Origin of the sequence: Nostoc cycadae WK-1 (assembly GCF_002897135.1) — a bacterium.
In the GTDB taxonomy this organism is placed as follows: domain Bacteria; phylum Cyanobacteriota; class Cyanobacteriia; order Cyanobacteriales; family Nostocaceae; genus Nostoc_B.
This window is the reverse complement of the sequence record NZ_DF978423.1, coordinates 263,929-289,432: the sequence shown is the minus strand read 5'-3', so window position 1 is coordinate 289,432 and position 25,504 is coordinate 263,929. Positions and strand designations below refer to the sequence as shown.

Annotated in this window: 18 protein-coding genes; 12 read left to right on the top strand and 6 right to left on the bottom strand. The window is 40.6% G+C overall.

Annotation, left to right across the window (positions count from 1 at the left end; genetic code table 11):
- Window positions 1–8: 8 nt before the first annotated feature.
- The 3 genes from NCWK1_RS05575 to NCWK1_RS05565 all read left to right on the top strand — a co-directional run bounded on the left by NCWK1_RS05575 (window position 9) and on the right by NCWK1_RS05565 (window position 1,875).
- The gene (locus NCWK1_RS05575; protein ID WP_103124017.1) at window positions 9–407 is read left to right on the top strand and encodes a hypothetical protein; all 399 of its coding nucleotides are present in this window, start codon (window positions 9–11) and stop codon (window positions 405–407) included.
- A 150-nt stretch (window positions 408–557) separates the two neighbouring features.
- The gene (locus tag NCWK1_RS05570; RefSeq protein WP_103124016.1) at window positions 558–1,058 is read left to right on the top strand and encodes a hypothetical protein; all 501 of its coding nucleotides are present in this window, start codon (window positions 558–560) and stop codon (window positions 1,056–1,058) included.
- A gap of 37 nt (window positions 1,059–1,095) precedes the next feature.
- Window positions 1,096–1,875: a photosystem II electron transport protein, Sll1252 family gene (locus NCWK1_RS05565; RefSeq protein WP_103124015.1), complete on the top strand. Its 780-nt coding sequence runs from the start codon at window positions 1,096–1,098 to the stop codon at window positions 1,873–1,875.
- 93 nt (window positions 1,876–1,968) lie between these two features.
- Here the strand turns inward: NCWK1_RS05565 and NCWK1_RS05560 are convergent, their stop codons facing one another.
- Window positions 1,969–2,565: a glyoxalase-like domain protein gene (locus NCWK1_RS05560; RefSeq protein WP_096581006.1), complete on the bottom strand. Its 597-nt coding sequence runs from the start codon at window positions 2,563–2,565 to the stop codon at window positions 1,969–1,971.
- A 224-nt stretch (window positions 2,566–2,789) separates the two neighbouring features.
- Between NCWK1_RS05560 and NCWK1_RS05555 the strand changes: the two genes are divergently transcribed.
- The 5 genes from NCWK1_RS05555 (at window position 2,790) to NCWK1_RS05535 (ending at window position 12,208) form a co-directional block, all read left to right on the top strand.
- A complete protein-coding gene (locus NCWK1_RS05555; protein ID WP_015112924.1) occupies window positions 2,790–3,428 on the top strand; it encodes a hypothetical protein in 639 nt (212 codons plus the stop codon).
- A gap of 90 nt (window positions 3,429–3,518) precedes the next feature.
- Entirely contained in the window at window positions 3,519–4,658 is a 1,140-nt protein-coding gene (locus NCWK1_RS05550; RefSeq protein WP_187308063.1) for a tetratricopeptide repeat protein, read from the top strand.
- A 367-nt stretch (window positions 4,659–5,025) separates the two neighbouring features.
- Window positions 5,026–6,360 (top strand): P-loop NTPase fold protein, encoded by a 1,335-nt coding sequence (locus NCWK1_RS05545; RefSeq protein ID WP_103124014.1) that lies wholly within the window; start codon window positions 5,026–5,028, stop codon window positions 6,358–6,360.
- Window positions 6,333–11,411 (top strand): WD40 domain-containing protein, encoded by a 5,079-nt coding sequence (locus NCWK1_RS05540; protein ID WP_103124013.1) that lies wholly within the window; start codon window positions 6,333–6,335, stop codon window positions 11,409–11,411. The genes NCWK1_RS05545 and NCWK1_RS05540 overlap by 28 nt, the downstream gene beginning before the upstream one ends.
- Window positions 11,412–11,578: 167 nt before the next feature.
- Window positions 11,579–12,208 (top strand): PEP-CTERM sorting domain-containing protein, encoded by a 630-nt coding sequence (locus NCWK1_RS05535; protein WP_103124012.1) that lies wholly within the window; start codon window positions 11,579–11,581, stop codon window positions 12,206–12,208.
- Between the two features lie 98 nt (window positions 12,209–12,306).
- On the opposite strand, the gene NCWK1_RS05530 is transcribed toward NCWK1_RS05535, so the two are convergent.
- Window positions 12,307–14,508, bottom strand: a complete 2,202-nt coding sequence (locus tag NCWK1_RS05530; protein ID WP_103124011.1) for a lytic transglycosylase domain-containing protein — start codon at window positions 14,506–14,508, stop codon at window positions 12,307–12,309.
- A gap of 869 nt (window positions 14,509–15,377) precedes the next feature.
- Between NCWK1_RS05530 and NCWK1_RS05520 the strand changes: the two genes are divergently transcribed.
- Window positions 15,378–17,021 (top strand): B12-binding domain-containing radical SAM protein, encoded by a 1,644-nt coding sequence (locus tag NCWK1_RS05520; protein ID WP_187308062.1) that lies wholly within the window; start codon window positions 15,378–15,380, stop codon window positions 17,019–17,021.
- A gap of 553 nt (window positions 17,022–17,574) precedes the next feature.
- A complete protein-coding gene (locus NCWK1_RS05515; RefSeq protein WP_103124010.1) occupies window positions 17,575–17,979 on the top strand; it encodes a four-helix bundle copper-binding protein in 405 nt (134 codons plus the stop codon).
- Between the two features lie 101 nt (window positions 17,980–18,080).
- On the opposite strand, the gene NCWK1_RS05510 is transcribed toward NCWK1_RS05515, so the two are convergent.
- On the bottom strand, window positions 18,081–18,698 hold the full coding sequence (locus NCWK1_RS05510; RefSeq protein WP_103124009.1) for a hypothetical protein: 618 nt from the start codon (window positions 18,696–18,698) through the stop codon (window positions 18,081–18,083).
- Window positions 18,699–18,903: 205 nt separating this feature from the next.
- Window positions 18,904–20,508 (bottom strand): ArnT family glycosyltransferase, encoded by a 1,605-nt coding sequence (locus NCWK1_RS05505; RefSeq protein ID WP_103124008.1) that lies wholly within the window; start codon window positions 20,506–20,508, stop codon window positions 18,904–18,906.
- A 147-nt stretch (window positions 20,509–20,655) separates the two neighbouring features.
- Here NCWK1_RS05505 and NCWK1_RS05500 point away from each other — a divergent pair, with 147 nt between their 5' ends.
- Window positions 20,656–21,309 carry a class I SAM-dependent methyltransferase gene (locus NCWK1_RS05500; protein ID WP_103124007.1) on the top strand — a complete coding sequence of 218 codons (654 nt, stop codon included), beginning with the start codon at window positions 20,656–20,658 and terminating at the stop codon, window positions 21,307–21,309.
- A gap of 273 nt (window positions 21,310–21,582) precedes the next feature.
- Here the strand turns inward: NCWK1_RS05500 and NCWK1_RS05495 are convergent, their stop codons facing one another.
- Complete coding sequence (locus NCWK1_RS05495; RefSeq protein WP_096580987.1) at window positions 21,583–21,798, bottom strand: chlorophyll a/b-binding protein; 216 nt, start codon at window positions 21,796–21,798, stop codon at window positions 21,583–21,585.
- A gap of 163 nt (window positions 21,799–21,961) precedes the next feature.
- On the opposite strand from NCWK1_RS05495, the gene thyX reads away from it, so the two are divergent.
- Window positions 21,962–22,684, top strand: coding sequence for an FAD-dependent thymidylate synthase (gene thyX / locus NCWK1_RS05490; RefSeq protein ID WP_015112936.1), 723 nt, complete (start codon window positions 21,962–21,964; stop codon window positions 22,682–22,684).
- An 84-nt stretch (window positions 22,685–22,768) separates the two neighbouring features.
- Here the strand turns inward: thyX and NCWK1_RS05485 are convergent, their stop codons facing one another.
- Window positions 22,769–25,441 (bottom strand): DEAD/DEAH box helicase, encoded by a 2,673-nt coding sequence (locus NCWK1_RS05485; RefSeq protein WP_096580985.1) that lies wholly within the window; start codon window positions 25,439–25,441, stop codon window positions 22,769–22,771.
- Window positions 25,442–25,504: the final 63 nt, after the last annotated feature.

The following is a 25,504-nucleotide window of genomic DNA, read 5'->3' as shown; positions in this document are numbered from 1 at the left end:
ACGTATATATGACTCAAGTTACATCACAAGAAATTGCCTTATTTCGTTCTCAGTTAATAGATGATCCTGTAGCGATGGAAGCGCTGGACTTGATTGAAGACTGTGAAGGAGATTTAGAAGATGCAGCCATGACACTCGCTATCAAAGCCGGACAAGAACCAGAAAGGGCCAATTCTGAATGGTTAGATGCTTTGGCGAAAAAATGGCGGGCGGTGATTTGTGAATCAGAATTTAGAGAAGAATTACTGAATAACACTATCCTAGGGATGATGGCACACCTCAAAACAATGCCAACTTTCCCCAAAATTTTGGCAACACCAGTTTTAATCTATGTCCTCAAGCAAGGGGTGAGCAATTTTTGTGAACCATTAGATGCGATTAAATCGGGAATAGACAGTGGAGAGTAGGAAGACAAGGGGGACAAGGGGAGAATTATCAATTAAGACTCAGCACTCAAAACTCAGCACGGGCTGAACGCCCCGCTACGCTAACAGCCCTTTTTTACTGATACCCTGTTAATTAAGGCGAACTTTTCTTAGACAACTGTTGTTAGATCAATGAATTACCTTGTTGCCGTATTACCAGATCGTATCCAAGCTGAAGCTGCTTATCTAGCGCTAGAAAAAGACAGCATTAATAGCATGATCCTCGGTAGGGGATATAAAACTGCTGATGAGTTTGGTTTGATTGATCCCCAAGAGCAAGCTAAAAAGCAAGCAAAGCTGATGGCATTTTGGTTAGTACCATTTGGCTTTTTTGCGGGTTTTACCTTCAGTTTCATCACTGGGTTAGATACTTTTGCCTGGGCGGGTGAAATTGGTAATCACGTTGTTGGGGGACTGCTAGGGGCTGGTAGCGGCGCTATGGGTGCTGTGTTTGTTGGCGGTGGAGTAGGCATACTTGTTGGGAGTGGTGATGCTTTGCCCTATCGCAATCGCTTGGATGCTGGAAAGTACTTAATTGTAGTTCAGGGTTCAGACACTCTAACTCGCCAAGCAACCAGAATATTACGTCAGTTTGAACCAGAAAATATTCAAGGTTACGCTGACGCTAAATAGCCAAAGACAAATGACCATTGACCATTGACTTTTAATAATGTTGCCACGAGAAGAACTGTTAAAGGGTGTAGAAAATCGAGATAGTGTTGCGCGTGTGATTGATCAGGCGGAGCAAGCTATCAAGACGTGGGAAGTCATTTTGACGGATTTTTTATCTCCGCCAGAATTAGCAGAAATTCAACGCGTTTTCAATCGATTAACCGAGGTGCAACTGTTGGCGTGGGGTGGCTATCCTCAAGCAGAACGCCAAAGAATGGCGATCGCCCGTGGAGAACTCCCCTTAGAGCAATCACAAGTTGGGCTTGTTGTTCTAGAAATTGCTGGGAATTTTTTGTTTGATACCGCTACTCACCGTGACTTTTTAGGTGCCATGTTAGGCACAGGAATTGTGCGGGAAAAGACAGGAGATATTATTGTTTTGGGCGAACGCGGGGCGCAGGTAATTGTTGTGCCAGAAATGGCAGAATTCTTAGAGATGAATCTGCAACAAGTACGTTCAGTTCCCGTGAAAACCCAGCGGATTGACCTTAGTGAGTTAAAAATTCGCGAACCAAAGAAAAAAGAATTAACAACTGTAGAGGCTTCTTTAAGATTAGATGCGATCGCCAGTGCTGGTTTTGGTATGTCTCGCAGCAAAATGGTAGATTTAATCGATGCTGGCGATGTGCGCGTTAACTGGAAAGATATTACCCAAGCAAGTTTTCAAGTTAAATCAGGCGATTTAGTAGCGATTCGTGGTAAAGGACGTTTAGAAATTGGAGAGGTGGCGATTACGAAAAAAGACCGCTACCGTGTCCAACTGACGCGATATATGTAACCCAAATAATGATTTTTAAACTTACCCAAAACTATTGTAGAGAGGTAGCAATGCTACCTCTCTACATTTTTTTTCAGCTTTTCAGTGGCTTGACTAATTAGCTACCTCCGCCAATTCAATAACCCTTCCTTCATAGTCTTTAACTAAGAAATTTAAAGGCTTTTGGTTGCGAATTTTGAATTTTAAACCACGGGTTTCTACCCGTAATAAAATCATTTCTAGGCATTCGCGGTCAAAACAAACATGACGCTGCTGATTTTTGCTGCCTAAACTAGCTCCGGTAATCACATGAAGCTGAGTATTTTTTTTCAGCTGATACCAAAGTCCTTCGTTAGCATTATTCATTGTTTTGCTAGACCAACTGGGACTTGTGGACATATATAACGGATCAATCGCAGTTGTGCCAATGGTTTGTTCATAGTTGTAGTAGTAGTGCAAAGGCACTTCAGCGGCTGGCAAATCTAGCAGCCCTTCATACAACTGTCGCGCAATTTCCAAATCTGACACCATAACGGTGTGGACTTTGGGCGCACTGGTGAGGAACATCCACATAGCGCCAGCATAAGCTGCAAGCAGCATTACCATAATGCCTTGGGTAGAAAACAAACTATCCAAAGGTAGGGATGGTAAAAATGAGCCTAAAGTCAACGGGGCAAGGAAAAACTGCATTACATTAGCTGCTATAACCATGAACAAATAAAGATTGTATAAGGGAGCCGCTTTTATTTTTATTGATAAAGACTAAGATTAAGTCTTTGTTTCTAGTGTATCAATACTAAAGTAGTCTGAGCTTCGACAGCAAACTGACCCTGAATAAAATTTTATGGGCAAAATTTTACGAGCAGAATTTTACGGGTTGCACTCTGGGGCTGTTGTTATAAACATTATCTTAACAACTCTTAGCTAAAAGGCTTATGCAAATTCCTCATTTTCCCGAAACTAATCACCCGCTAGTTAAGTCGCTGTTTCATCACAATGACCAGGAACTGCTGAGTTTATTTCAGCGCTATCCAGAGGCTGGCAAGTACTTTACGGTAATTTTTTGCCGTTATAGCCCCATCGTCTATACCTTAATTCAACATTCAGCGCGATCGCCTGTCCAGGCAGATTATCTGTTTGCTTTGACTTGGCGACATATTTATTACGAACTTGGCGGATTGGATTTAGACAACCCTCAGCCAGGACAAGAGGGCTTAACTTTACAAAATTGGCTAATTAACATCACAGCTTTTTGTATTAACGAGATTGAACTTCCGCCAACGGAAGCCATTCATTATTCTTTACCAGCTACTTCTCCGCCTTTATGGTGCTATGTAGAAAAAGCCTTAGACCAACTACCCGCGATATTGCGTTTGATGGTGTTGATGGCACAAACTTTTCATTGGAGCGAAACCAGAATAGCGGCTTATTTGCAAGCTGAAGGCGAAAGAATTGCCCCTGCCGAAGTAGCCAATTTTCTCCAGGAAGGCTATCGTATGCTAGAGGACAAATTACCTGCTGATATCCGCGCTATCTACTTGGGAGAGAATTTACTTCAAGCATCAACTACGTAATATTGCTGATTGAACAGGTGATTATGCCGCAGACAATAAAACTTTTACTTTAACTTTATACTTTAAGCCGAAATTTCACGGGTAAGTTTTATGCAGCAACGGCGTTTATTCCCAAAGCATACTGTTTTGGATTCTGCGAACGATTTTAACTCTAGAAGCTATGGTTTTTGGCTTCTGAAGGGTATCACTACCGGGCGACGGGTGGATAAATCCCAGTTTTTTACTTTTTACTTTTTACTTTTTACTTTTGTATTAAGTCCCATCGCTGCAAAGGCGAGTGATATTACCCAACAACTGCATCGTCCGTTAAGCAGTTCTAATTGGCAATATTCCAGAGATGAAGCTGATAGTTTGCTGCGAATTGGTGAACAGCAATATCGATCTGGAAATGGTGCAAAAACTATTGATTCTTGCTTACAAGCTTTAGATATTTATCATTCAATTGGTGACGTTAGATCTACAGGTTTAACTTATGAATTATTAGCTAAGGCTTATATTCAACAGGATCGTTTTAAAGAAGGGGAAGACGCTTTACGCCGCCGATTAGCGATCGCGCGGGATACCAAAGATTTTCAAGCGCAAATTTTCGCACTAAATAATATCGCTGCGATTCTCCTTCAAGAAGGTGAAACAGCCGCCGCAGGTCGCACAGTCCAAGAAGCATTAACAATTGCTCAAGGTGTAAACAATATCGAAGGTCAAGGACTTTCTTTGAGCAATTTAGGTTTAGTATCTGCGAGATTGGGTGATTATAATCAGGCGATTAAACTTTATGAGACTGCTTTAACTTATCGTCGTCAAAAAAATGACCCGATTGGGGAAGCCAATACACTCAATAATTTAGGTGATGCTTATCTGGCTGCGGGGAATTATCCAGATACCATTGGTACTTATGGGTTAGCAATGCGGTTGGCGAGAATTAATGGCGATCGCACTATTCAATTACGCGCTATTGATGGTTTAGTTAAGGCGCACACTTCCGTCGGACGAAATGAACGCGCTTTTGAATTACTCCAAGAGCGTTTAGTGATCGCGCAAGAATTAGAAAATTTACCAGAACAATTGAAAACTTTTGAATCTTATGCTGAGTTCTATGAGCATTTAGGTAATTATTCTACTGCTAAGAATTTTTACGAAAGAGCAATTGCGATCGCCAACACTCTACAAGATAACAAACGCGAACTTGTGTTGAAAGATAGATTAACAAAGTTACAGAAAAAGCGTAATTGATGTTTACAGTATTGGTTTTATCCAACTGTTGATGAAAAACCAGATCCCTGACTTCTTCAAGAAGTCGGGGATCTATTTTTATTTGAGAAAAAATATATAGCGGTTATCGACTCAGTGAAGTACAGGAAAAAATAATTAATCGCAGATACACGCAGATAAACGCGGATGGAATTTGTGTGATTGCCTTCAATTGCCTGCTACTATGTGATATAAAAAAAAATAAATATAAATTAACTTCAAAAATTCTAATTCCAGTCGGAATCCTCAGTAATTTTTATTGTATAAATACCTAAATTAATCAAAATAAATATATTTATTGAGCAGGTGGCACTATCCCTGATTGTTTACAAAGTAAATAAGATTAATTATGCCTTTAGATTTAGAAAGATTTTATCAGGCTTGCAATCCTAGTCGCCCTCTAATGATGGGAGATGCAAGCGATCGCCGCTATTATATCGATTTTGCGGCGGTGCGGGGGGGCAAAATTATTGAGGCTTTGCTGCGGACAATTACACGAATTTCTCCTGATACTCCCACTTGTCAATTGTTTACTGGACATTTAGGTTGTGGAAAATCTACAGAATTATTGCGTTTGAAAGCCGAATTAGAAGAACAAAAATTTCATGTAGTTTATTTTGAGTCTACCCATGTCTTAGAAATGGCTGACGTGGATGTGACAGATATTTTACTAGCGATCGCGGGACAAGTAAGCGAAAGTCTCGAAGCTAGAAAAATCCGACTCAAGCCGAGTTACTTCACAAAATTATTTACAGAAGTTGTTGATTTTCTCCAAACACCCATTGACTTGGGTGTAGAAGCCGAATTATCTGTGGGGATAGCCAAAATCACCGCCAAAACCAAAGAAAGTCCCCAACTGCGGCGACGGTTAAGAGACTATCTCGAACCGCGTACCCAAAATATTTTGCAGTCCATCAATAAAGAACTCCTAGAACGCGCCAATAATGAACTGAAAAATCAAGGTAAGAAAGGTCTAGTAGTGATTGTTGATAATTTAGATCGGGTAGCGATTCGTTCTTTACCATCAGGGCGATCGCTGCCAGAATATTTATTTATTGAACGTGGTGAGCAATTACGTAAACTCGCCTGTCATTTAGTTTACACAATTCCCTTATCTTTAATTTTCTCTAACGATAGCGCCGAACTTCAGCATCGTTTAGGTGGTGGTGTCGCGCCGAAAGTTTTACCCATGATACCTGTACGATTGCGTTCTGGGGAAATATTTAACCAAGGGTTAGGATTGATGCGACAAATGGTGTTAGCGAGAGCCTTCCCTGACATCGAACCGAGCGATCGGTTAGGCTTAACTACAGAGGTATTTGATAACCTGGAAACTTTAGATCGATTGTGCTTAATTAGCGGTGGTCATGTACGGGATTTACTAGGGCTGTTATTTGATTGTTTAAGAGAACAAGATCCACCATTTGAGCGCGACTGCGTAGAACTAGTAATTCAACGTCAAAGAGACTATCGCGCTCACGCCATTGACTCCCATGAATGGGAACTCATTTTTCAGGTGGTAGAACAGCAACGAGTCGGTGGTGATATCGCCTATCACACCCTGTTACGTAGCTTGTTTGTCTTTGAATATCGTGATCATCGAGGTGCTTGGTTTGCTGTCAACCCAGTCATAGCAGAGACGCAAAAATTTACAACATGGTTGAACACACACAAGCGGACATAAAATCTGCTAACCAGCGGGCGTTGCGGAGTTTAAGCAGAGCAATTTCTCTGTCACGGGGACAATTCTCGGTAGTCTTGGTGTGTTGCAACTATCGCGTCTTGCAAGCACAAATACTGCAACAATTAGAAGCGACTTCTCCAGGTTCTATCAAACAACTCGTTTTACCTCACAATGCGAGAAGTCTTTACAGCACCATTCATGTTCAACTGCGTACTGATGAACAGCAACCAGCTGCATTAAATATCTTGGGTTTAGAGTCAGTAGAACGGATTGATGACTTACTGAGTTCAATTAATCAAATCCGCGATGAATTTCCTAAACGTCATTCATTCCCAATGATTTTTTGGGTGAATGATGAGGTGTTGCAAAAAGTAGTGCGGTTAGCGCCAGATTTTGCGAGTTGGGCGGCGACACCGATTCGTTTTGAAATGACGACAACTCAGTTACAAGAATTTTTGCGCCAAGAAACAGACTCGCTATTTGCGACAGTTTTACCGACACAGCATCAAGATAATCAAGGTACATACTCTACCTTAGAGCAAGTCTGGGAACATAACGATGAACTCCACTTTGCTATTCAGGAATTACGCCAGCGAGGAATTACCTTAGAACCGGAACTATACGCCAGTTTAGAATTTGTTTTTGGGTTAGATAATTATGTTGGCGATCGCATTCAGCGAGCCTTAACTCATTTTCAGCAAAGCTTAAGAATTTGGCAACAATTAGCATTAGAAAATGAGTCAGATAATCTTAACCAAAATATTCCTAATACCTGGAATACAGAATTAGATATTCTCAGCAACCATACTTCACCTTTAGTCCGTCAAGGCGTATTACTTTATTATTTGGGATTATGTTATTCCCGACTTGCAGAGCAAAATCAAATTGACAACCGCCGCTGTTGGGATGAATCTAAATCTTATTTACAGCAATCATGTAATGTTTTGCAGTTAGCGCAACGACCAGATATAGTAGCCGAATTTATTAGCCAACTGGCTGAAGTTTTGGAACATTTGCAAGAGTGGACAGAGTTACAAACTGTAGCGCAAAAATCTTTAGAACTGCATCAAATTTATGGGAGTCAAATTCAACTTGCTTGTGATTATGGTTTTTTGGCGCAAGTGGCTTTGCAGCAGTCGCGGTGGATGCAGGCGAGTATTTTAGCTCATGTATCTTTATTGAAATTAGGAGAAGCCCAAAGACATGGCGCTTCTCATCAATATTTATTTCCCTTATTGTTAGCGCAAGTTTATTATTTAGTTCTAGCCGAAGCCCAACAAAGTTTAGGCGATGATAAAATTGCCAACGAATATTTAGATAAAGCCGCGAAAGAATTACCAAATGCTTTAGAAAATAGCGCTCATCAATATAATGCCCATCGTTATATTCGCTTATTGCGGATACTGCGATCGCTTTATTTCGCCGCTGGGCGATATTTAGAAGCTTATACTATCAGACAAAAACGACGTTCTGTTGAGCAGCAATACGGTTTTCGCGCTTTTATTGGAGCGGGACGTTTGCAACCCCAAAGACAAGCAACTAACCCCGCTTTAATGTCACCCTCTGGTACTAGTAGCGTCGCCTTAGAAATTGCGGCTTCCGGGCGAGAAGGCGATATTAATAACTTAATTGGCAAAATTAGCCGCGCTGACCAAAAGCTGATGGTGATTCACGGTCAGTCAGGTGTCGGTAAAAGTTCCACCGTTAGCGCTGGACTAGTACCAGCATTACAAAATCGTACAGTAGGCGATCAAATTGCCGTACCTGTCGTCATCCAAGTTTACACAGATTGGGTACGAGAATTTGGGAAAGCTTTAACTACGGCGATGTCTCAAGTTAACGGCGAAGAAGTCTTAGAAATAGCCGCATCTAACCTCAACATCCCCACAACTACCGCCGATATTTTGGCAAAATTAACCGCAAATGCGAATAATCATTTCATTACAGTGTTAATTTTTGACCAATTTGAAGAATTTTTCTTTACTTGTATTCAATTAGCTCAAAGACAAGAATTTGATAGATTTTTGCGAGATTGCTTGAATATTTCCTTCGTTAAAATTGTCTTTTCCCTCAGAGAAGATTATTTATATCGGTTGTTAGAATTTAAAAATCTCTCGGCATTAGAAGCAATTGATTATAATATCCTCGATAAAAATATTCGTTATCAATTAAATAATTTCTCCCCCGAATATGCCAAAGTCATTATTCAAAAATTAACCGAGCGATCGCAGATGAATTTAGAACCTACATTAATTGAGGCTTTGGTAGAAGATTTATCAGCAGATCTGGGCGAAGTTAGACCAATTGAGTTGCAAGTTGTCGGCGCACAACTCCAAGATGAGAGAATTAATACTTTATCGCAATATCAACCATATCGACCTAATAAACTAATTGAGCGTTATATTAAAGAATTAATCAAAGATTGCGGACCAGAAAATGAACGAATCGCTTTACTAGTTTTATATTTACTCACCGATGAAACTAATCAAAGACCTTTTAAAACTCGTGCAGAATTAGCCACAGAAATTGCTGAATTAGAAGATGCTAGTAAGTTAGAGTTAGTTTTAAATATTTTAGTCAGTTCTGGGTTAGTCGTTTTATTTCCTGATGTGCCAGAGCGCTATCAATTAATTCATGATTACTTAGTAGATTTGATTCGCTACTTGCAAGAACAAGAATCTAGTTTACAAGTCAAACTTGATCAGTTACGCCGCAAAGTTGACCAAAGTGAATCGGAAATTGAGCGACTCAAAATCGAACTTCGCCAAAAAAAGCAACAAGTTAGACTCCCAGATGCTCAACCACAGCAAAGTTTAGATTTAGTCACAGAACTGCGAGAATTACGCAAGCGGGAAGAATTAAGTCAGTTAGAAATTGAACAATTACGGTCGGTGCTGAAAGAAAAAGAATTAACAGCACAACTAGCAGAAGCTCAAGAAAAACAACGAATTAACGAAACGCGATTAAATCGTTCTTTAAAAGTTGCTTTATCTGTAGCATTTTTAGCTATCTTTGGTTTATCAATTTCCATCATCACAGTTTTAGATAGCGAAATTAAAACCCTGAGTGTTTCTAGTGAAGCTTTGTTTGCTTCCCAAAAAGGTATTGATGCTTTAAAAGAAGGAATAAAAGCTGGTAGAAAATTACAACAAGCTTTGTGGGTAGATTCTTCAACTAGACAGCAGGTGCAGACGGCACTGTATCAAGCAGTTTCGGGAGAGAGGGAGTCTAATAGGTTAGAGAGTCACACAGGTGGTGTGAATAGTGCTGTATTTAGTAGCGAACGAGCTTTAATTGTCTCCGGTAGCGCCGATAATAGCATTAAACTCTGGCGTGCCGATGGTACTTTGCTCAAAACCCTTTGGGGACATCAAGATATCGTCAATAGTGTAAGTTTTAGTCCCGATGGGCAAATTATTGCCTCTGGTAGTCAAGATATGACCGTCAGATTATGGAGTCGGGAAGGTAAACCACTCAAAACGCTCCAAGGTCATACAGCTGTAGTTAATAGTGTAAGTTTTAGTCCTGATGGGCAAATTATTGCCTCAGCTAGTACCGACAACACCGTGAAATTGTGGAGTCGTGACGGCAAATTACTCCGCACCTTAACTGGACATCAAAGTTCAGTATTAGATGTAGCATGGTCGCCAGACAGTCAAACTATTGCCTCTGCTAGTGCTGATAAAACTATCAAGCTGTGGAACAGAGAAGGTGAATTACTCAAAAGCTGGCAAGCTCATGATGATGCGGTTAAAAGCCTAGCTTGGTCTGGTGATGGCCAAATTATTGTTTCTGGCAGTTTAGACCAAACAATCAAACTGTGGAATATCCAAGGTAAACTCATCAAAACTTTCTCTGGACATACTGCCGGAATCACCAGTGTCAGTTTCAGTCCCGATAATCATACAATTGCTTCAGCCAGTATTGATGAAACCGTTAAGCTATGGAGTCCGCAAGGTTTACTATTAGGGACTCTCAGAGGACATAACAATTGGGTCAATAGTGTGAGATTTAGTTCTGACAGCCGAACTTTAATTTCCGCTGGTCGTGACAAAACTGTAAAACTGTGGCACTGGGATAATGTGCTGCTACGTAACCCCAAAAATGACCAAGCAGACTGGATTACGAGTATCAGTTTTAGCCCTGATAGCCGCAATATCGCCGCAGCTAGTCGTGATTCCACTGTCAAAATCTTGAATAGCAAAGGGGAACTTTTACGCACCTTACAAGGCCATCAAGGTCAAGTTTGGGGTGTAGCTTGGTCGCCTGATGGACAAAACATTGCCTCAGCCAGTAAAGATAAAACAGTCAAAATTTGGCAGCGTGATGGCAAACTACTGCATACATTAACAGGACATCGAGATACAGTACTGGGTGTAGCTTGGTCTGGTGATGGTCAAATCATCGCTTCTGCTAGTAAAGATGCAACAGTCAAGCTGTGGAGTAGGGATGGCAAACTGCTGCACACCTTAAAAGGACATCGAGATGCTGTCAATTGGGTGGATTTTAGTCCTGACGGGAAATTGTTAGCCTCAGCCAGCGATGATAAAACCGTTATGATTTGGAGTCGGAATGGGAAACGACAAAAAATATTAAACCGTCACAACCGTCCGGTGAATGGTGTGGCTTGGTCAACCGATGGTCAAACCTTAGCTTCCGCTAGTATTGATAGCACGATTAAAATTTGGAGCCGAGACGGTCAACTACTCAATGATATTCCTGGAGATGGAGATAGTTTCATTAGTGTGAATTTTAGTCCCGATAGCAAAACAATAGTAGCTGCCAGCGATGATAAGCTCAAGCTATGGAACCGCGATGGCATATTACTAATTGCGCTCAAAGGCGATAAGGATGAATTAACCAGTGTGACTTTTAGCCCAGATGGTAAAACTTTGGCCGCAGGTAGCGGTAAAGGTATGGTAATTTTTCGGCCGTTAGCAGATATCAAACTAGAGCATTTACTAAGACGGGGTTGCAATTTGCTACATGATTATTTACAGACTAACCCTAAAGTTAGTCAGAGCGATCGCGCTTTATGTTTTAGGTATTGATATGCCAGGGTTTTTACTAAAACTTACGTAATTTGGATTCTCCATTAAATTTTTATAAAAACTTTACCTATATATTGCTAAGGGATAAGAAAACACGGTAAAAGAAACCTAGCTGAAAAAAGCTACAGCAAATAAACATCAAAAACATTGACCCTCTGACCCTATATATGAGCCAACAATTTCTCGCTGTTGCCACGGCCTCATTCGTACTTATCAGCAGTGGTTTCATCACTAAGGCTGAAGCTTTTAGCATTACTCCTGACAAAAATGGGCCAACATTTATTCTTAATGCAGAAAATAATTCTTTAAAAGCTATCAGAAAGTTAGAAATTTTCAACAAAAAGTATGATGTAAATTTTATCACGGGAACTTTTGAAGATTTATCGCTCACACATCGGGGGATTGCAACTTTTTATACAAATGCTAATGATGCGCGAAGGGCTAGTACAACTATTTGGCAAAGCTTAATTAATTTATATGACTTATCAGATCATGGATTTTCACAAATAGAAGATATTGAGGGGAATTTATCTCATCAATGGAATGTTCCCTTTGTTTTTAGTAATGGTCTTGGAGCCGGTTGGTGGGGTGGATTAATTAATGATAATTATATTAGTTTAAGTAGAAGCAAGCGAATCAATGCTTCTACCTTATACTTTTCTGAAGTAACTTACGCCAACTTTATACCGTCAACAGGATCATCTGTACCTGAACCTCTGACTATTCTTGGTAGCTTGACTGCGGCTGGCTTTGGTATTGCTATCAAAAGAAAATTTGTCTTTCAGCACCAAGATTAACCGCAAAAATCCCCTTGTACCAAAGCTTGATAAAACTCTTGAATTTACCGAAAAAGTTGGAGATAACTTTGTGACTTTTTCGGTAACTGTTAGCAAAATCACTGGGTGGGCAATTTTGGGTGTTCTGTTGAATATTTTGCCACTACACCAGAAATTTCGGGGTTGTAAAGTCGCAGATAATTCCAATAATTACCAAAAACTTGACGCACATAATTTTTGGTTTCATCAAAGGGAATTTCTTCGACAAATTCATCGGGGTCTTCTTTGGGAAGAGTTTGCAGCCATTTAGAAACATTGCCAGGGCCAGCATTATAACTAGCTATAGCTAACAACGAATTATTGCCATACTGCTGATGGGTATAATCCAAATACAATGTACCCAATAGAATATTGTCGCTGGGAATGCTTAAATCAAGTTTGCTACCGTCCAAATTATTTTTTGAGGCTATCCATTTCCCTGTACTGGGTAGTACCTGCATTAACCCTGTAGCCCCAGCAACGGATTTAATTTTAGCCTCAAACCGCGATTCTTGACGGATTAAAGCAGTAACTAGTAAAGGATTAAGTTTCTGTTCGGCAGACCATTTTTCAATTTCTTTGAGATAGGGAAATGGATAACGAGCTTGCCAGTAAATGATTTGTTTACTTAAGGCTTGATATTGCGCTTGTTCTTCGGGTATTTCTCGATCTTCCAATTTAGAAATAATGTCTATTCCCGAAAGATTTTCTCCCCTAGCTAGACGCATCAAACCTTCAGTGAATTGTTCGGCAACTGTGGGCTGTTTTTTGTTGAGAAATTCGGTTTCCCATTGCAACCAAGCATCACGGTCTTGTCCTAACAAATACAATTCTTTGAAGGTGTCGGAACCAGCAGTGGGAACTGGACGCAGGTGCGGAACAACTTCAGGAGTGAGTTGGCGCACATTGTTAAAGTTGCCGACATTCAACCCCAGAATATTCGCCGATCGCCAGGCATAATAAGATTGAGGAAACTGGCTAATTACGTACTCAAAGGCGGTTTTAGCTTCTTGTTGCTTGCCCAGTTTTATCGCCCATTTACCTACCCAAAATCCGGCTCTGGGAGCCAAAATACTATTAGGGTTATTTGTGGTAATTGGTTGCGCCCATTCCCAAGCGGTGACGTAATCGTTAGCTTTGGCTTTATCTAGGGCAATTTTCCAGCGATATTCTGCGGCTTCATCAGAGTTACCATACTTGCTCAACAATAAATCCCAGGCTTGTTGCGCCGATTTTTGATCATTTAGACCGGGAAGAATTTTGGCTTTGGTGGCTAGGGCTGTGGGTGCTTGTTCTGGGAATTGCTCTATGACTTGATTGAGATAGGGTATGGCATCTTTGCGGGTTTTGGCCGTGTCTGCTAAACGTAATAATGCAGTTCCCGTTTCTTGAGCATCGGGGAATTGTTGTACTAGTTGCTTGTATGTGGCGATCGCTTTTTCTCGATCTTGGCTTTGACCACCTATCTGCAACCCCCGTCCTATGCGGTAGAGATTTTGAGGTGTTTTTGGTGCTTGAGTATAGGCGATCGCTGCTTTGCGAAATTGGGTATTTTCCCAATAGGCTGTGCCAATTGTCTCCCAGTCTGCGGGTTTGAGATTGGGCTGTTTCACCAGCTGATCTAATATCCCAACTATTCCTGGTTGATTGTAAGCATATTTGGCCAAGATTAATTTTAATTGGGGCTGATTGGGATTTTTTTGCAAGCGTTGACGAATAATTTCCCAGGTGAGGGGGTGGGAGGGAAATTGCGCGATCGCCGTATCTTGAGTTTCTGGTTGACCAATTAAGTACAGCGCTTTCGCCGCCGCCGCTGCTTTGGGGTAAGATTTCAGCACTTTTTGCCGCAGATCGGAAGCCTTGCCTTGTTCGCCTAAAAGATCCTGTGCTTGGGCTTGTTTCAGCAATATGTAGGGCGCTAACACAGGATAGTCTTTTTCCAAGTCTGCCAGTAAATCTAGGGCTTGTTGAGCATCTCTAGTTTCAAGTAAATCACTAGCTAAAAGATAGCGGGCGCGATTGCGGTCAGATGAAGCAAATCCTTTGGCGATCGCTTCTAATTTTCCGGCTCTTTCCACTGGAGATTGCGCTACCAGTGGGAATACAGCAGATTTGACTTTATTCGCTTCTGATAGCTGTTCTGGCTGATTTTTACCTATTTTGAGCCATTGACCCACTGTTTTGCCAATCTCAGGTGCGGACACCATTGCCCCAGCTGAAAAGGCAAATACTGCCGCGCCAATAATTAAAGGAACCTGGTTTTTCTTAAGTTGCTTCAGCATTGATACCCGCTGAAAATTTTTGATGAATTTTTGAAACTCTAGCACTGTTAGCCAGAAGTGTTAGCAATTTTTAATTTTTGCGACTTTCTAATTTTACATAAGGATTTTCCATAATACATCTATTTTATTTATTCAGCTATAACCGATACAGAGTCAGCCTTTGAGCAAATTTTATCGGTAGTTTATTCGCTAAACCCTTTAATTGTCACTAGGGTTTTCCAAAATGCGATCGCCGATAATTCCCCTCGCTCACTATACACTTAGAGGGATGATCCTGTGTTGATGTTGCACTTTCTACATATATAATTTCTAATTTAGTTTTGAGAAAAAATAAGTAGACCTTTATTCCTTCTTTCTTATTCTCTATTCTCCGTTCTCTTTTTCCTATCTTTACAAGTAATTTATTCATCACATCCCATTACTATAATTACTTTCGCTACATCTATCAAAAGTATAAGATATGTAAATTTTAATTATTTCATTAGTAGGAATATTAGGTTAATCAAAAAAGCCTGATTTTTATCCGCACTTCTAACATTCAAGCTTTTAAAGCGGTAGTCAGATATTTTAGGACAATTTGAAAGCTTGAATGCCATAAATAATCAGACTTTTACTTTTGCTTTCTGCCTCTTATACCATTTCACGAAAAAAATGATACAAATTTATAGGTTTTTCATTCTTTCTCCCTGCTCCCTGCGTGCCTCCTACCTTCTGCAATAACATAATCAATCATCTCCAACTTCTATAAAAAGGTGTATATCTAGACAGGTACAAATTTTTTAACTATCACGGTAAGCTATTTAAAATTACAGCTAATTTGGCAATAAATTGTCAAATTAGCTGCTCATTTTTCGGGTGAGAAATTAGCAATGACTGTGCAACTAAATTCTTTTGAGAAACAAATCCCTGTGGCTGCTAATTTAGCAACTACTCCTATCACTAAAAAAGCCCGTTACGTTCCCATACATCATCGGCGGATTCTCTGCATCTTCCCCAAGTACAGTCGCTCTTTTGGCACGTTTCATCATGCTTATCCATTGATGGGTAATGTTCGGGCTTTTATGCCACCTCAAGGTATTTTGATTGTGGCTGCCTATTTACCCCAAGAATGGGAAGTACGCTTTATTGATGAAAATTTGCACCCAGCCAAAAAAGCTGATTATCAATGGGCGGATGTGGTGATTGTGAGTGGAATGCACATCCAAAAACCGCAGATTAATCAAATTAATCAACTGGCTCACCGCGAAGGCAAAATCACAGTTTTGGGAGGCCCTTCGGTGTCTGGTTGTCCAGAATATTATCCTGACTTTGATATTTTACATTTAGGTGAATTGGGAGATGCCAGCGATCGCCTGATTGAGTATCTCGACCAAAATCATGAACGTCCGCCACAACAAATTCGGTTTGAAACTCAAGAACGTTTGCCCTTAACTGAGTTCCCCACTCCGGCTTATCATTTGGTGAATCTCAATCATTATTTTCTCGCAAATGTCCAGTTCTCTAGCGGTTGTCCTTATCGCTGCGAGTTTTGTGATATTCCCGAACTCTATGGCAGAAATCCACGGATGAAAACCCCAGAGCAAGTTTTAGCGGAACTTGATGCGATGCGGAAATCTGGGAATTTAGGCGCAGTGTATTTTGTTGATGATAACTTTGTTGGCGATCGCCGTGCGGCAATGCAGTTGCTACCTCACTTAATTGACTGGCAAAAGCGCAATGGTTATCCGATTCAATTTGCCTGCGAAGCAACTCTCAACCTCGCGCAAAGTCCAAAATTATTGGCGATGATGCGCGAAGCCTATTTTTGTACTGTATTTTGTGGGATAGAAACACCAGAACCAGAGGCGTTGCACTCTATTTCTAAAGACCAAAATCTCAGTATGCCCATCTTAGAAGCTATTAAGGTTTTGAATAGCTATGGTATGGAAGTTGTATCAGGTATCATCATCGGCTTAGATACAGATACACCAGAAACCGCAGACCGAATTCTCGAATTTATTCGGCTGTCACAAATTCCTATGTTGACAATCAACCTGCTTCACGCTCTACCGAGAACTCCTTTATGGCGGAGATTAGAAGCAGAAGGGCGGCTCGTCTTTGATGAAAGTCGGGAATCAAATGTGGAGTTTTTGCTACCTTATCAGCAAGTTGTGGAAATGTGGCGACGTTGTATCACCCAAGCATATCAGCCAGAATTTTTATATCAGCGGTTTGCCTACAACATGGAACACACTTACCCCAACCGCATTGCTGTACCTAATAGCCCGGCTCGGACTTCTTGGGCAAATATTCGCAAAGGCTTAACTTATTTAACTAATATTTTATTGCGTGTCGGTGTATTTGCTAACTATCGCCAAGTTTTTTGGCAAATGGCTAAACCAGCACTGAAATCAGGGAATATTGAGAACTTAATTCATGTGGGACTAGTTGGACATCATCTGATTAAGTTTGCTCAAGACTGTGCCGAAAACGAAGAATCAGCTTCGTTTTATTCCCAAAAAATTCGTTCTTAGGCTTACACCCAGACAATTGTCGGGTGGGCAATGTCTACAACGTAAAAATTAGGTAGGAAACAGATTAAGTGCCTCATAAACGTAACATTTTGCAATAAAGTCAGGGATTTTTGACATTGGGTTACTTCGAGTAAATGTACTCATTGCATATTTTTTTGCAACATTTTGCTGTTGATAAAAATACCTGAAACCTTGACTGAATAATGATTGTATGGATGAGGATGGCGGGTGTGTTCACTCGGCTAATGTTGTGTTGTAAGGATGAAATAGAGAGCTAAAGTCACCGTGAATCTCCCATGTTTGAGTGGGAAATCAGTTCTCATAATGAATGCTTGACAAAAAATGGCAGATTTTTCCGCCTTAATTAATCAGGATTTTGGCTAATTCCCTTCTGCACTAGTCTCGCCAAACAGCTAAATTTACAGCAAGTTCATAGATTTAGTGATCTTCGAGTTTGAGGAATTTAGCAAACTATTGAATTCTCCAAAGTAAACCTTTACCTTGCTAATTAAGAGCTATCTCACAGCATTTAAGTTTTTAGGAAATTACTCTTATGATGACTGAATCTATACTTAACGCAGTAGAAACCACCAAAGAAACCTGCATCGAATGTCACACTATTTGTATTGATACCCTCAAATACAGCAAAAATCATGGAGGTCAACATCTGGATATGACTATGATGTCCATGATGCGTGACTGTTCCGAAATGTGCATGATGTGCGTCAATATGATGAACGACGGTTCTGAGTTTATGGGTAATGCTTGTAGCTTATGTGCAGAAATGTGCGATCGCACAGCAATGGCTTGTGAGCAGATGAGTAACGATGCCACAATGAGATATTGCGCGGCTATTTGCCGTAAATGTGCAGAACACTGCAAAGCAATGGCGCTCAATTCTACTTCTTATTTCCGCAGAGCCAGTTTAGTTACAGAAGATGCACTTTTATCTCGCTAATTTAAGATTAGTAAATAGATAGCGATCGCTACATTTACAAAACACAACCTCATAAAAAAGTGGCGATATCATAACTGATATCGCCACTTTTTTATTTAATTTCAATCATTTGGAGCATTAGGAGTTTGGATATCAATATCTGCTTGAGCTAAATTAGGAACTGGCCAAGTTACTTGCTCAGGCTTGAGAACTTCTACTAATGCAGGTGGAACATCAAATTGCATTTGTTGGGTAGTAGGATTAATTCTCGCCACAAGTCGTGCGCCATCTACAAGCTTCAAAATAGCTGGTTCTCCTGTCGGTAAATTTAACCCTGCTACTTGAGCATCATTCGGTAAGTAGACAGCATCACAGTCCCAATCTTCATCGGTAGTTTGTCTATTTCCTAAATAGTAGAGGCTGTTGGGAATTGCGTCTTCAGGTTTACGACTATAAATAGCTAGTGGCCTTCCAGTTTCATTTTGACAACTAGCCCAATCTTCGGAAGTTTCTAGAGTTTGTTTTTGTAATTGTAGCGCTGCAATTTTTTGCTGGAGTTCTTCTGGGGTATAACCAGACTGTTCAGGGTTATTTCTCGCCATTAAGAGACTATTAAGATTCTGCACAACTAGCGGATAATCTGGGCTAATTTTAGACATTTTATCTGCCCAAGAAGGTTGTGCTACTGCAAAATTTAATAACAATAACAAAACAAACAACATCATTTTCCAGGCTTTCATTAACTTCCTCCTGTTTAAAAGCATTCTGCTTTTTCTATAAAAATTTGCTTTTAATGCCAGCAACGCCAGCACACCTTCAAAATATTCATTTTATTCAATAAAATCAAACACTCTTTTTTTTCAATTCTATAAACAAAAGTAATTAAATGTAGAAAAATCATCAATATTTTAATTACTGTCTTAATTCTGATTCCTCAATTCTTTTTCATAAAACTTGAATTAACTGATAGCCTTCCACTGTCCCAACAATGCGGTAAGGACGAGATAAATCAGGAGAACTTTGTAAATATATCCAAGCGTAGCTAGAAGCTGGTAGTTGAGAAATTGTATCTAAACTCTTTCCGTGAATAGGGGTGTAAAAATTTAAGAGAACAGCATTTTTCCCATCAAGCTTGACAAAGTAAATAGGCTGACTTTGCAGAATTGAGGCGATCGCAGGTTCTTGAAAAAACTTTCTAAACGCTGGGTTATAATCACCAACTAATCCCAAACTACCCGCCACAGCTAAACCTAACCAACAGGGAATCAACCAACCAGCTAACCAATAACGCGCTGTGAGAAACGTGTAACCAAAATGGTGACGATAAATCCACACGACAGGTAAAATTAACCAACCTAACCCGACAATTAAGCCAAAGGCTGCACACTTACTAATATCTGCATTACCCCAAATTAAAAGGTATATCCCTGCTAACAACAGTAAAATACCTAATCCGCCAAAGCCATAACTCAAGTTACGAGGAAGGTTTCTGGGTGGTTGTGTCTTCTCATAAGCTTTGCCTAACCAATTTAAACCCAAAGCTGCTAACAAAGCAATAAAGGGATAAAGACTAAGACTATAGTGCGATAAACGGGTTGAGAAAATACTTAATTCTGTAAATAAAACTATCGGAAAGCCAACTAATAATAAATGATAATTAGGGATTGGACGACGGAATACTACAACCAAACCTAAAAGACTAAAAAATGTCCAAGGAAATGCTTTTAAAGGCACATTCCAAAAATAAAATATGATACCGTTTCCTCTTCTTTCCTCAGAACCGAGTTGAAAAACAAACTGCAATAAGGCTTCTAAACTATTACTGCCATAACGCTGCCAACTCAACCATAGCCAAATCAAAGTCGGGATAAAACCTAATATTAAACCTAAATAAAAAATGGGGCTACTAAGATGACGATGGCGGCGATGTTCACCAATGAGATAAGGCAATAGTGCTATTGCTGGCAAAAAAATCATAAAGCTTCTGACTAAAAAGCCTAACCCTAAACATAAACCTGCTATAAATTGCCAAAACTTAGCATATTTTGGTTGTAATTCAGCTTTAAGTAAAGAAAAAATTGCTAATAAAACTAAAAAAATCATCGGCACATCAGGTGCGCCTAAACGGCAATATTGCAACCAAAGAAACTCTAAACTCAAAATTGCAGCAGCTAACCAAGCTAATTTTTGATTGAGGATAATTTTCCCAATTTCATATATTAAGAATAAGCAGAATATTCCAGCGATCGCACTAGGAATTCTTGTACTAACTTCACTCATACCAAATAGTGTATAAGCACTGGCAATCAGCCAATAAAAACCAGGGGTTTTATGATGCACAGTACCCCACGGCGCTATCCAGTCACCAGAATCAAACATCCGCCGCGCTCGCCAAGCATAAAGCCCTTCATCATGCGCCATCAGGCTATTTTGTCCAGAGGTAAATAATAATAAAGGCAGTAGCCAAATTAACAAGCTGATATAAGGAAATGCGGCTGATAAGCGAAATTGTCGCCAAATAGATTGCAACAAATGTGATTTATGTAACATGTAATTAAAAATTTTCTAGCTTGATTCAGTTGAGTGCTGTTAAATTTATTGATACTGATTTTATTAAAATATGTAACAGAATCCTTGTGCAAAAGAATACCGAAATTTGCAGCAAGTTTGTCAAAATCTTTTCCAAAATAGACATTTATGCCACTTAGTCCAAATCAACGCGAAAAATTAGATAATACCGATGATCAGCTATTTTATGCCTATCCCCGGTTTGTTACTCATGTTGATGATGGGTTTATTCAACAGTTAACAGATTTGTACCGCGATCGCCTCCAACCCAACACCCGCATCCTTGATATGATGAGCAGCTGGGTATCTCATTTACCAGAAGAAATAGAGTTTGCCCATATTGAAGGACACGGACTCAACGCTGAGGAATTAGCAAGAAATCCGCGTTTAAATCATTACTTTGTCCAAAATCTCAACGAAAATCCCCAAATACCCATACCAGATCAAGATTTTGATGCGGTTCTCATCTGTGTTTCTGTGCAGTACATACAGTATCCCGAAGCCATATTTTCGGAAATTTACCGCATTCTCAAACCCGGTGGTATTGTAATTATCAGCTTTTCTAACCGGATGTTTTTTCAGAAAGCAATTCAAGCTTGGCGTGATGCTTCCGAAACCACCAGAGTCGAACTAGTCAAGCACTACTTCAACTCAATACCAGGATTTACCACTCCTGAAGTGATTGTTCGCCAATCAACAACGCCTTATTTCTTACAGTTGATGGGTATTGGTGCTGGAGATCCCTTTTATGCTGTGATTGCTCATCGCAATTCCAACTCATAATTTGATATCAAAAACAAAGAGACAGGAAATTTCCTGTCTCTTTAAATAAATGTATGAAAAATTGCGTTTTAAAAATTTAGTGATGCCAACAGCCAAAGTAGTTAATACATCAATAGATGACAACACTTAGACATCAAAAGACTTTTAACTCTGTAATACCATTTTACGAAAAAAATGATACAAATTTATGGGTTTTTTATTCTTTCCTCCTGCCCCCTGCGGTCTATTTGTATCAAACTTAAAGTGAAACGGTATTACCTGTTCCCTACTATATTACAGCCTAGATAACAGTCCAAAAATACCATGTCCTGTAAATACTTCTAATGCTATCAGCGAGATAAAACCAATCATTGCTAAACGACCGTTGAGTAGTTCTGCATAGGGTGTAAAGCCAGTGCGATCGCCTTGTTCATCTACATAAATTTTTGGCTCAACCGCAAAGTTGTTCATTTTGCCCTGATCATCCACAATCGAACCACTACTACGCATGAACTTTTCCTCAATTACTTGATAATGTAAAGAAGTGTAACTTTTAAATTAACTTTTGTAAAGTATCTGAGTCTGCTCAAAGTTATATGATGATGGATTGAGTTTTCAGCCATGTTTCATACACAGGCTTTCATCCTCCTTTTTACCCAGTCTGAGAAAACCCATGCAGCGATTCCGAGTAGAGGTTATTACCAAAACACCAAATCCGCAGCAAGTGATTTATGCTGCGATGCACCAAGACTATACCGACGCATTTGTGGTTGATGAACGAGACTCATGGCCTTCGGAATCACAATGCGGTGAAGTTATTGTTAAACGATTGTTAGCAGGGGAACGAGGACACTACGGGCCGCTAGAACATCCGCAAATTGTCTTCAACTGTGGTTATTTTCCTCACAGCGTCATGCAACAGGCGCGTACTCATCGCGTGAGCGTGAGTTTTGATGTCCAATCTTTTAGATATACTGGGAATCAATTTATACAAGTTATAGAAGGTAAGAAAGATATAGAAGATGTATTTTATCTGCGCCCAGTAGGTTATTACACAGATAGACAAGGCAAAAAATATTACTATTCGCCAGAGCAACGCGCCGCAGATTTAGAGTGGTGTATGGAAGCAGCAAAACGATATGCAGCGAGTTTTGCGGCGGGAATGTCTGAAGAACACGCTAGAGGGATAGTTCCATTTGATTATCGCCAACATTTTGTAGTGAGCTTTAATCTCCGGTCATTTCTGCATTTTTGTGACTTGAGAAATAAAAAAGATGCTCAACTGGAAATTCAGAAATTGTGCGAATTAATGTGGCCGCATTTTGCCGAGTGGACACCAGCGATCGCCCAATGGTATGAAAAGCAGCGTTTAGGTAAAGCTCGATTAGCACCTTAGTAGGCAGTGGGGCAGGGCGCAGAGGGGTAATATATTTTCTAGTATGTGTACCAGCTATTCCCACTCCCTACTTTCTAGTTCAAACTACTCAACTACCTCATTCACCGGGAATCTATCAATTAATTGCATTGCGCGGTAAGCATTCCGCTGCAAAATTTCTGGTAAATGGGGAACGTGGGGAATTTGGGATAATAAATCCAACGTGCGGCGTAAAATTCTTACCACATCGCCTTCGTCTAAGGTTGTGTGGCTGCATAGTTCTGTCCACTCCATACCCAATGCCCACTTTTCGACAATGGCAATTAGCTCAAATTCTAACCAGATGGGTAAAGCCACATTGTATCGCCGTTGCAGTTGGAACATTTGGCGACGGATACCCCGCAGTTTTGCTAAAGCTTCGGCTACTTCCTCACTCAAATCAAAGTTGACTCGACTATCAGGACGTGGGGTTTCTGTGACTAAAGCGGCTATGGCTGCGGCTAAGTGGTGGGGATCTAATTGGTTAAGTTGACCACTAGCAAAGACTAAACCCAACCACAGTTCATTTTCTCCCCGAATAGCTGCGGCAATTCGCCCTAATTCTGTGGGTACTAGGTTATCCAAACAGCCGAATTGTTGCAAAATCGTAATTAAATTGAGAAATTCTTCCCAATGACGTTGTGATTGTTGTTCAACTTGCTCTTGCAGTTGTTCAAGTTCGGCTTCGAGTTCGACATAACGCGCTCGACGTTTAAAAATTGTTGAGGCATTACCTGATTGTCGCAGAGGATGATTTTCTATTTGTTCTTCAATAGCAGTAACGCGACTGAGTTGTTCTGCTACTTCTGGTGACAGATGAAAAGGTTCTCCGGGTTCGGGAATGCTTTGGGCGATCGCAGCTGTTTGTTCATTCCCACGGTAAGATTGTCCTGGCTTGAACAGCAACTCTGGGGGCGGTAACATATCTGCTGGCACATCTAGCCGGGGCATTTCTGCATGTAAATTCATCACATCTTCCGTTGTTGCCACATACCAACGGTTATCTTGCCCTAAACAGACAAAATAAGGTGCTTGTGCTAAACCAGGACTTTTGCCAACTAAAACTGCCGTTATGGGTGTAGATACTGTAATATTTTTGCCTTTGAGACTTAACAGTGTTCCAGAAACAGCAAAGCCCAACATCATTACCAATTCTTCTTGGCGATCATCTTGGGCTTGTTGTTGTAGAGTTTTTAATAACTGGCGTTCTACTTTCAGACGTTGCCGCAATTTCTCATAAACGGCGATTTCATTTTCATCTACTGCGGCGATTTGTTCCTGGAGTTGGGCTAGTTGGTCTTGCAGTTCGGCAATCTCGTCGTATTCTGGTTTGAGGTGCAAGTTAGCTATATACTGCCCAAAACTGCGTTCTACTAGTTCTCTGGCTTGTTCTATGGTGTGAGTTTGCAGTAAGTTCAGTACCATACCATAACTAGGTGTAAACTGGCTCACTAAGGGGTCTGCCTTAGAGGTAGCCAGATACGCTGCTTCTTTAGCTCCTTCAAAGGGCGTTTGGACTGTCACCACATAACCTTGTTTATCCATCCCCCGACGACCAGCCCGGCCTGCCATTTGCAGAAATTCCGAAGCATTTAATAAGCGGTGTCCGGTATCGGTACGCTTAGAAAGAGTAGAAATAACTGTGGTACGGGCAGGCATATTAATGCCTGCGGCTAAAGTTTCGGTCGCAAATACTACCTTAATCAATCCCTGCTGGAATAGTTCTTCCACTAGCACTTTCCAAGCAGGTAAAATCCCTGCATGGTGGGCAGCAACCCCGCGATAAAGGGGGGCAATTTGTCCCGAACGTCCAGCTTCAGGGTTACGGTTTAAAAAATCGTCGATTTGCTCGCGTAATATTTGTGACTCTTGGCCATTAACTAACCATAAATCACCTACTTCTGCCACGGCTTTATCGCATCCCCGGCGACTGAAGATAAAGTAAATGGCAGGAAGCATATCTCGTTGTTGTAGCTGGCTCAAAGTATAAATGATGCCAGGGGCTTCTGGTCTGCCGTTTTTACCTCTATCCCCTTGTCCTTTGCGGTGTTTTTTAACTAAGCGGGGATTAATTTTGTTTTTACTCTCATTCAATAAAGGAAACAGACCTTTGGGATTACAAAAGTTAAATTCCAAGGGTACTGGGCGAAAATCAGAATAAATCAGGTCGGTGGGGCCGTGAACGTGATTTAACCAATCGGTGAGTTGTTCGCTGTTGGCAACTGTAGCGGAGAGGGCTACTAGTTGAACTTCACGAGGACAGTAGATAATTGATTCTTCCCAAACTGTACCGCGTTGGCGATCGTTCATGTAGTGGCATTCGTCTAATACCACTGCTTCTACGTCTACCAAGGAAATGCCAACTTGCCCAATGGGTGTGCCATAGAGCATATTGCGGAAGATTTCTGTGGTCATCACCAGAATTGGTGCATCTCTGTTAATTGACGCATCGCCAGTTAACAGTCCCACCAAATCGGCACCAAATTTTTCACGGAAATCGCGTAATTTTTGATTCGACAGCGCTTTCAGGGGCGTGGTGTAGAATACACGTTTTCTTCGCGCTAGGGCGCGATAAATAGCGTATTCTCCGACTAATGTTTTGCCCGACCCTGTGGGCGCACATACAACTACGGAGCGTCCAGCGTTAAGGGACGCGATCGCATCTTTCTGAAACTGATCCAGATCAAAGGGAAATATCGACCCTAAGTTAATTTCTGGAGACGGTGCGGGATAATTCACTCAATCACATTTGCAACCAGACTGTTTACTATATTAACGGGTCTTTTGTCAACTTCGTCATTT

What these genes read in the sequence shown, in the direction of transcription:
- NCWK1_RS05565 (WP_103124015.1), top strand. Translation starts at nt 1,096, where the DNA reads ATGTTGCCACGAGAAGAACTGTTAAAGGGTGTAGAAAATCGAGATAGT.
- NCWK1_RS05495 (WP_096580987.1), bottom strand. Translation starts at nt 21,798, where the DNA reads ATGCGTAGTAGTGGTTCGATTGTGGATGATCAGGGCAAAATGAACAAC.
- NCWK1_RS05540 (WP_103124013.1), top strand. Translation starts at nt 6,333, where the DNA reads ATGGTTGAACACACACAAGCGGACATAAAATCTGCTAACCAGCGGGCG.
- NCWK1_RS05555 (WP_015112924.1), top strand. Translation starts at nt 2,790, where the DNA reads ATGCAAATTCCTCATTTTCCCGAAACTAATCACCCGCTAGTTAAGTCG.
- NCWK1_RS05520 (WP_187308062.1), top strand. Translation starts at nt 15,378, where the DNA reads ATGACTGTGCAACTAAATTCTTTTGAGAAACAAATCCCTGTGGCTGCT.
- NCWK1_RS05510 (WP_103124009.1), bottom strand. Translation starts at nt 18,698, where the DNA reads ATGAAAGCCTGGAAAATGATGTTGTTTGTTTTGTTATTGTTATTAAAT.
- thyX (WP_015112936.1), top strand. Translation starts at nt 21,962, where the DNA reads ATGCAGCGATTCCGAGTAGAGGTTATTACCAAAACACCAAATCCGCAG.
- NCWK1_RS05515 (WP_103124010.1), top strand. Translation starts at nt 17,575, where the DNA reads ATGATGACTGAATCTATACTTAACGCAGTAGAAACCACCAAAGAAACC.
- NCWK1_RS05535 (WP_103124012.1), top strand. Translation starts at nt 11,579, where the DNA reads ATGAGCCAACAATTTCTCGCTGTTGCCACGGCCTCATTCGTACTTATC.
- NCWK1_RS05530 (WP_103124011.1), bottom strand. Translation starts at nt 14,508, where the DNA reads ATGCTGAAGCAACTTAAGAAAAACCAGGTTCCTTTAATTATTGGCGCG.
- NCWK1_RS05545 (WP_103124014.1), top strand. Translation starts at nt 5,026, where the DNA reads ATGCCTTTAGATTTAGAAAGATTTTATCAGGCTTGCAATCCTAGTCGC.
- NCWK1_RS05575 (WP_103124017.1), top strand. Translation starts at nt 9, where the DNA reads ATGACTCAAGTTACATCACAAGAAATTGCCTTATTTCGTTCTCAGTTA.
- NCWK1_RS05500 (WP_103124007.1), top strand. Translation starts at nt 20,656, where the DNA reads ATGCCACTTAGTCCAAATCAACGCGAAAAATTAGATAATACCGATGAT.
- NCWK1_RS05550 (WP_187308063.1), top strand. Translation starts at nt 3,519, where the DNA reads ATGCAGCAACGGCGTTTATTCCCAAAGCATACTGTTTTGGATTCTGCG.
- NCWK1_RS05560 (WP_096581006.1), bottom strand. Translation starts at nt 2,565, where the DNA reads ATGGTTATAGCAGCTAATGTAATGCAGTTTTTCCTTGCCCCGTTGACT.
- NCWK1_RS05505 (WP_103124008.1), bottom strand. Translation starts at nt 20,508, where the DNA reads ATGTTACATAAATCACATTTGTTGCAATCTATTTGGCGACAATTTCGC.
- NCWK1_RS05570 (WP_103124016.1), top strand. Translation starts at nt 558, where the DNA reads ATGAATTACCTTGTTGCCGTATTACCAGATCGTATCCAAGCTGAAGCT.